At 44.9% G+C, this 7883-nt stretch carries 8 protein-coding genes; all 8 read right to left on the bottom strand.

The annotated features are described in order from the left end of the window. Nucleotides 1-157: 157 nt before the first annotated feature. The gene (locus tag FC82_RS15040; protein ID WP_054762849.1) at nt 158-463 is read right to left on the bottom strand and encodes a hypothetical protein; all 306 of its coding nucleotides are present in this window, start codon (nt 461-463) and stop codon (nt 158-160) included. A 175-nt stretch (nt 464-638) separates the two neighbouring features. Then, nucleotides 639-2612: a leucine-rich repeat protein gene (locus FC82_RS15035; protein WP_056997418.1), complete on the bottom strand. Its 1974-nt coding sequence runs from the start codon at nt 2610-2612 to the stop codon at nt 639-641. 759 nt (nt 2613-3371) lie between these two features. Continuing rightward, nucleotides 3372-3764, bottom strand: coding sequence for a 30S ribosomal protein S9 (gene rpsI, locus FC82_RS15030; RefSeq protein ID WP_054762842.1), 393 nt, complete (start codon nt 3762-3764; stop codon nt 3372-3374). Between the two features lie 13 nt (nt 3765-3777). After that, a complete protein-coding gene (rplM, locus tag FC82_RS15025) occupies nt 3778-4221 on the bottom strand; it encodes a 50S ribosomal protein L13 (protein ID WP_054762840.1) in 444 nt (147 codons plus the stop codon). A 138-nt stretch (nt 4222-4359) separates the two neighbouring features. Then, nucleotides 4360-5157 carry a tRNA pseudouridine(38-40) synthase TruA gene (truA, locus tag FC82_RS15020; RefSeq protein ID WP_056997417.1) on the bottom strand — a complete coding sequence of 266 codons (798 nt, stop codon included), beginning with the start codon at nt 5155-5157 and terminating at the stop codon, nt 4360-4362. Between the two features lie 15 nt (nt 5158-5172). Beyond that, the gene (locus FC82_RS15015; protein ID WP_054762838.1) at nt 5173-5976 is read right to left on the bottom strand and encodes an energy-coupling factor transporter transmembrane component T family protein; all 804 of its coding nucleotides are present in this window, start codon (nt 5974-5976) and stop codon (nt 5173-5175) included. Then, a complete protein-coding gene (locus FC82_RS15010; protein WP_054762851.1) occupies nt 5969-6844 on the bottom strand; it encodes an energy-coupling factor ABC transporter ATP-binding protein in 876 nt (291 codons plus the stop codon). The genes FC82_RS15015 and FC82_RS15010 overlap by 8 nt, the downstream gene beginning before the upstream one ends. After that, nucleotides 6820-7653 carry an energy-coupling factor ABC transporter ATP-binding protein gene (locus FC82_RS15005; protein ID WP_054762836.1) on the bottom strand — a complete coding sequence of 278 codons (834 nt, stop codon included), beginning with the start codon at nt 7651-7653 and terminating at the stop codon, nt 6820-6822. Before FC82_RS15005 ends, FC82_RS15010 begins: the two co-directional genes overlap by 25 nt. Nucleotides 7654-7883 lie beyond the last annotated feature (230 nt).

Raw genomic sequence — 7883 nt, 5'->3', positions numbered from 1 at the left:
AAGCTAGTCTAATTGGTCTAGTTATCAAGTGTTGCACTTCAATTTTAAATCGGGGTCAGAATATTGTTTCTAAATGAAAACAAGTAATATTGCACCATCATCGTTATATCACTTTGCTCTTAAGCAGAGGCCCAATTTAACCTCTGCTTTTTTGTTCTTATTTTTCTTCGCCTGCCCACATTTCACACGGTATTCGTTCGGTCGTCTGTGATACTTCACGATTAAGCTCTTCGTGGAAGCCATTGATTAAGTTGATCAACTCAACGCCATCGCTGAATTCGCGGTTATAGACTCGAAACCTTTCGACTGTTCGGGCTAACAATTCAACAACGCCTTTCGTATGAGGACGAAAAACGCGGCAGTCGATCGGTTGATAGCTGGCATCCTGACTGAATTGCTTAAAGCGCTCAATGAAGACCGCATATCCAAAATCGGATTTTTTATGATCAACCACCTGCTTCATATTATCGAACCAGATTTCAGTCGGGACACCGGCGTAGTACTCAAAAGCGTCAGTTCAGACAGGTAAACGCCCCTAGCTAAAAATCCGACTTGGATTTCCAGCTAAGGACGCTTATGTTCTGTGAGCAAAACTGCTTTTTTTCTGAAGTTTTGCAACTAGTCGCTTTTATTATTCATTAATTCCAAATAACCAATTGCTTATTAGCTGAAACGTAACGGCCGTTAGTTAATTGGTAACGGGTCACTTTTCCTTGCTTCACAATTCGTTTCACTTTCAGAATAGTATTCTTCCGGTAATGTTTCACACGATCAGACTTACTTAACTTAGCGGTCTTATAGCTATTGATGCCGGCAGCACTTAAGACCTTAATTGATTTTGTATTCAGTGCATAATAGAGGCCTGCCACATAATTTTTATTTGCGGTGATGTAGCCGCCCTTAACTTTGTATCGAAGCACGCCGTTGGCCGAACGCGCTGTACCGAGAATTTTAAAGGTCGGTGCTTTGGCCCTGGTCTTCTTTGCGTATGCCTTAACACGATTCTTTGTGGCAAAGGTAGCACTCTTGTAGAGATATAAACCACGTTTTGCATATACCATGTAAGGATACTTGTTAGCTGATGTCGATGTGCTGGTATCAGCTTCTGTTGCAGTCTCAGGAAGCGGCGTAATCGTGCCAGGGGTATTCGTATCAATGTCTGTTCCCCCTTCTGGCTGGCCGGTATCAGGTTGACCACCGCCCCCGCCTCCAGTATCTGGATTTTCGGTTTCAGGAACATCGACACCATCAAGATCTGCCGTGTAATTCCCAGAAATGTAAAGTGAGTCATTTGGGTCAAACGCTAATTTAGCCAGTCTAAAATCGAACTCTGTGGTGCCTTCTGGAATCGTAAACATGCCTGTTTCTTGATTGTACGTGACACCATCCGTAATCGAAGTAACCTGAGCATAGGTTGCCTTTGTTGAATCCGAAGTCAGTTGAATCAAGTCGGTGAGGGCCAACTGATTTGATTTAGTAAGTGTATTAGCATCAATGACATTCGTTTGCCGTGTGAAAATAGTTGTTCCACTGGTCAGTGCATCAAGACGAGGTAATGTGACCTGGGTCAAATGATTATCGCTAAATGCTTCATCACCCAATTGAATGAGTCCCTGCGGTAAAGTCACCTTGGTCAGCTGATTATGACTAAACGCACTGGCACCGATTTGGCTGACCTGATCTGCCAGAGATAGCTGGGTTAATTGATTGTTGTAAAACGCCTGATCATCAATCTTAATATCAGTTGCTGCTTGGTCTGTTGTCACCATGTCAACAGCGGTCAACCGATTATCTGAGAATGCTTGTTTCCCAATTTCGGCTGCACTATCGGGTAATTGCACAGTATCGATTTGATTGTTGTAGAACGCCTTATCGCCGATCAATTTCAACGCACCGCTGGTATTCAGCGTGATTTGTAATAATTTGTTATCCATGAATGCGTTTGCACCAATCGTGGCAACGTTCTCTGGAATTTCAACCTCTTGTAATTTATTATAGGTGAACGCGTTCGTGCCGATAGCAGTCAAGCCAAGCGCTTCGTTAAAATTCAAATACTCGATCTTATTGTCTTTAAAGGCACTGTCGCCCAGGGTTTTAAGCCCGCTTGACAGTGTAACCTCTTCCAGTTGATTTTCTTCAAAAGCGCTGTTGCCTACAGTTTCGACCGAATCTGGCAAGATAATCGTTTCCATTTTATTAAGTGAAAACGCATCGTTGCCAATCGTTGTTAATGCACTGTCTTCTTCAAAGATTACAGTGTCTAAATTATTACGAGAAAATGCCTTGTCGCCAATCGTTGTCACCGTTGCGGGAATTGTCACGTGTGCTAAATTTTTATTAGCTAGGGCACTTGCCGCGATGTTGACCACTTTATACTTTACGTCATCCTTAGTCACAGTGTCTGGAATCGATACTGTTGTTTCAGGCCCAGTATATCCCGTAATTGCGGCAGTATCTTCAGATAATGGCTGACAATAGAAATTATCTGAAGAAAACTGCGTTGAACGTGTTGCTGCTTGAGTCGAGTGCGGATTGCTCATTAATACAAGTCCTAATAGGCCACCAATAATTACAAGGGTACGAGTGGTTCGGGAAGATGCAAACTTATTCATGAGGAGTCCCTCCTTGCGACTTTGCGCAAATAGATTTGGTGAATTCCAAGGGTTAAAAGCGTTTGACCACTTTATTTGCGATTGAAGTTCTTCCACTTTTTAGTATGAACTTATAGTGTGAATAATCTTAGAAGAAATTTAGAAGAAAAATAACTAAAACTAAATGTTTATTATTAGATATTTATTTTTTTACGCGTGTTTAACGTTTAAATTATAACTATTTGTTGTAAAACAAGCTGCTTACAAGTCATTAATGAGGCGGTTGCGCTGTAAATCGGTTACGTCGGTCAACGGGCGCAGGTCGATTTAGTGCGTTGATTTTATCATTTCGGTGCTGATCAATTATAGCAATAGCGTGGTCATTATCGTTCGTCACCCAACGGATAGTTACCAAGCAAAACGGCGTTTCACGATGGATGATAGTCCTTATTTATTAAGGTTACGTTCAGCTGCACCGGCAGATTCAACCCTCGGTGAACGGATACCCAACAGCCGGGATTGCGTGCCGGATAGTTGAGCTAAGGGTTTAATAACAAAAAAACAAGTATCCTTTCCTAGTTGGAAACGGGTACTTGATAATGTAGATATTTGCTAGAATCGTTGCGCTCATTATGCTGACCGCCGACTTTTGTTTCGTCAATTTAAAGTGCATCTGACACACAGTCAAAACTCCCCACCAACACCAGTTGACAAAGAGCCAAAAAAAGCACCTTCTCCCGAATGGGAAAAGATGCTTGAACGCAACGATACCAAGGTATCTTAACGCTTTGAGAATTGACCGGCCTTACGAGCTTTCTTAAGACCTGGCTTCTTCCGTTCTTTCATACGAGCGTCACGAGTTAACAGACCGGCACGCTTGAGGGGACCACGAAAATCTGGGTCAACTTCGAGCAATGCACGGGCGATACCATGACGGACAGCGCCAGCTTGACCAGAGAAGCCGCCACCATTAATGTTTGCTAAAACATCATAGTTACCTAAAGTTTCAGTAACATTAAATGGTTGAACAACAACTTCACGCAAGTTTGCGAATGGGATGTATTCTTCAATTGATTTACCGTTCATTTCGATCTTACCAGTACCTGGTACTAAACGAACACGAGCAGTAGAGTTTTTACGACGGCCTGTGCCGCGATATTGTACTTGAGCCAATTCAATTTCCTCCTTAAATTAGGTTAGTGATGTCTAAAACTTCAGGCTTTTGAGCAGCATTATCATGTTGGTCGCCAGCGTATACATGAAGCTTTAAGCCGATGTTGTGACCTAATGAAGTATGAGGAAGCATTCCCTTAACAGAAGTTTCAATCAATTTTTCTGGGTCATTTGCACGAAAATCGCCAGCAGTGCGTTGCTTTAAACCGCCCGCGTGGTTCGTGTGATGGTAATAGATCTTCCGTGAAGCCTTCTTACCCGTTAAAGCAACTTTAGATGCGTTGATAACGATTACGTTATCACCAGTATCTACATTTGGGGTGAACGTTGGCTTATTTTTACCACGTAAGATGTTTGCGACAGCTGAAGCAAGACGACCCAATGGGACATTGGTTGCATCAACCACGTACCACTTGCGATCCACGTCACCTGGTTTAGCCATATATGTTGTACGCACGTTAAATTCCTCCATTTTTCTGTGTTTGTTTGAACACCAATAACAAGTTTCCGGGGCTTATCGTGGGGCAAACAATACCAATTAACATAGTACAATTTTTTGCCCCAAAAGTCAACGCTAAAACGCGGAATTTTTTCTTTATCTTTGATGTTTTGGTAATTTAGTTGGATGCTCAGGGTCATCCCCCTCGTAATAAACATGTTTAAGATAGAGCCCACTTGCCGGCACAGTCCGTCGCGCATTGCGCCGATCACCCAATCGGTAGAGTCGTTGGATATCATCAACCGGACGGGTCTCAGCCCCAATTTCAACCAGCACGCCAACCATGATTCGAACCTGATTATATAGAAACCCGTTGCCATAAAATTCGAAAATAAGTTCGTTATTCTCATCGTCCCTGTGGCAAGTAGCTTCATAAATGGTTCGATAATTTGTGCGGGCACTGGAACCGGATGCAACAAAGCTGGTAAAATCGTGTTCACCGATCAGATCACGTTCAGCCTGCCGAATCAAGTCCACATTAACTGGAAACTTCCAGTGACCCGTGTAATTTCGTTTGAAGGGGTTACGAAACTCGCCAAGATCCATCCGATACACGTAGCGTTTACCTGAAACGTCATAGCGTGCATGAAAATCAGAAGTAACCTGTTCCACCTTCAAAACTTCCATATCTACCGGCAACATAGAATTCAACCCACGCCGCATGTTCTCGGGGGTGAGGTCAAACGGGAAATCAAAGTGTGCGACCTGCCCCAGGGCATGCACCCCAGCGTCCGTTCGACCCGACCCGTAAATGATAATCGCCGGGTCGGGCATCTTAGCCATTTTATTCACCACTTTGGTGAGTTCAGATTCCACCGTGCGCTTGTTCGGTTGGCGCTGAAAGCCGGCAAAATTCGTGCCATCATAGGCGAATGTGACTTTGTATCTCAAAATGAGGTTCCTTTCGTTTTACAGTTGCAGTGCCCGCAAGCCGATCACGACCACGGAAAACACAACGTAAATAATCAAACTCAGTGTGTCTTGACGGTGCCATTTCAGTTCGCGAAACTTTGTCCGGTTCTCGCCGTCGCGGTAGCCGCGAGCTTCCATGGCCGTTGAAATATCCACAGCCCGGTTAAACGCGTTCACAAACAAGGGAATCAGGATCGGCACGATTGTTTTGACCTGCTGTTTCAAACCGCCCGTCCCAAAATCAACACCCCGCGCGCGTTGTGCGTTCATAATCTTCTCAGCCTCATCCATCAACGTTGGCACGAAACGCAACGCTAATGACAGCATGAGCGCCAAGGTGGCGACTGGAAAGTGAACCTTCCGCAACGGGCTCAGCAAAGATTCGATTCCATCAGCAATTGCCAACGGCTGCGTCGAAAAGGTCAGCAGCGTGGAGACCATGATGATCAGCACGAACCGCATTAAAATCAGCAGGGCATTGATCAACCCATCATGGGTGACCGATAACCAGCCCCATTGCCAATACACGTGACCGCCAGCGCCGAAGAAAATCTGAATCACAACAGTAAACATCAAGAGCCATAGCAACGGCCTCAGTCCCCGCAGAAAAACCCGCAGTGAGATGCCCGTTGCAAAAATGGAAGCCAGCAGCAGAACCACCAGCACTGCGTATGTCCACACACTATTGGCGAAGAAAACCACGCCGATATAAATAAACGTCAAAATAAGTTTTGCCCGCGGGTCTAACCGGTGCACCCACGAATCGCCAGGAATATAGCGACCAAACATAAATTTATCCATGGTCGGCTACCCCCTGTTTTGCTAACTGAGGCACCAACTGATCCGCCAATTCATCCGCCGTCAGAGGTAACGGGTCGAATGTAAAGCCCTTTTGAATGAGCTGATTTGCATAGGCAGTAGCTGTCGGTAGTTCCAGCTGATTTTCATTTAACCAGGCAACATCGCTGAAAACTTCGCGTGGTGTTCCCTGGCGTACCATGTGTCCGTGCGCCATCACAATCACGTGATCCGCGTAGTTTGCCACATCATCCATCTGATGGGTAATTAGCACAATGGTGAGTTGTTTTTCTGCCTGAAGATGCCGCACGAGTCCCATGATGTCATTACGGCCGCGCGGGTCAAGACCAGCAGTCGGTTCATCCAGTACTAATACATCTGGCTCTAGCGCTAATACGCCCGCAATTGCCGCACGTCGCATTTGACCCCCAGAGAGGTCAAATGGTGAGCGCTCGAGTAGAGACTCATCTAAACCGACCATTTTAGCCGTCTGACGGGCAAGCTTATCAGCTTCTTCCTCGCTAATACCAAAATTCTGCGGTCCAAACGCGATATCCTTTAAAACAGTTTCTTCAAACAACTGATTTTCCGGAAATTGAAAAACAAGTCCCACCTTTTTACGTAACGGTTTTAAATGCTTATTTTTCGTCTCTGGGGTGATTGTGCGGTCACCAATGATGACTTGCCCCTCAGTGGGCTTTAACAGCGCGTTAAGGTGCTGAATCAGCGTTGATTTACCGCTCCCGGTTTGGCCAATGACCGCCGTGAAAGCACCAGCTGGAATATTTAAATTAATGTCATAAAGTGCCTGAACCGCAAAGGGCGTTCCGGCCTGGTACCAGTAATTTACTTTTTCAAACGCGATGTCCATAACCAGTCAGCCAAGCTCCCTTCGTCCATATAGGTTTGCGGTGTATCCACACCACGAGTGGCCAGCGCGCGTTTAATCTTTTCCGCAAACGGCACGTCTAACCCCATTTGAATTAACTGAGCCCCATGACTAAATATTGTCTCAGGGTCGGCTTCCTCCACAAAGTGACCATCATCGATCACTAAAATATGATTGGCGCTCGCCGCCTCATCAATGTCGTGAGTAATTGAAAGCACTGTTAGATGATATTTTGTTTTCAGTTCTTTAATCGTGGCCAAAATTTCACGGCGACCCTTCGGATCCAGCATACTGGTGGCCTCATCCAAAATAAGAATTTTGGGCACGATTGCGATAATACCAGCCAGTGCGACCCGTTGTTTTTGCCCACCAGAAAGTTTAGCCGGTTCGCGGTCTTGGTAGTCTAGCATATCGACCTGCTTGAGGGCACTGGTGACGTGTTCGCGCATGGTTGCACGGTCCATTTGCCGATTTTCCATCCCAAATGCCACATCGTCCGCAACAGTTGCGCCGACGAATTGGTTGTCAGGGTTTTGGAAAACCATCCCAATTTTCTCACGAATATCCCATACACTGTCTTCGGTGAGTTCTTGTCCGTCAATTGTAATCGTGCCTTCATCAGCAGCCATTAACCCGATCATGAGTTTTGCCAGCGTACTTTTACCACTGCCGTTATGGCCAACAATTGCTACCCAGTCGCCCTCTTCAATATCAAAACTGACATCATCAACGGCCTTACGATCACTATTCGTGTATTTATATGATAAGTTTGAAACTGATATAATGGCCATTCGTTCATTCCTCGTTTTATAAATTCACCCGTCATTATACCAAATTGTGAGTCACTATTGCCGAATTACGGGCTTTTTTTTACAATTTTCTAAAACTGATTCAATGACTGATCAATATCTGTATCCTGACAAGTGTCTTTCTTTACTAGAAACCATCACACGCCAAACATTAAACGGCTGTAAAATTTCTGGTATTGGTGATCACGCCAATGCCAGTTTTTTATTGTCTT

The sequence above is a fragment of the Secundilactobacillus collinoides DSM 20515 = JCM 1123 genome (assembly GCF_001435975.1).
GTDB lineage: Bacteria > Bacillota > Bacilli > Lactobacillales > Lactobacillaceae > Secundilactobacillus > Secundilactobacillus collinoides.
Note: the sequence above shows the minus strand (reverse complement) of the source record. Positions and strands in the feature narration are given on the sequence as shown.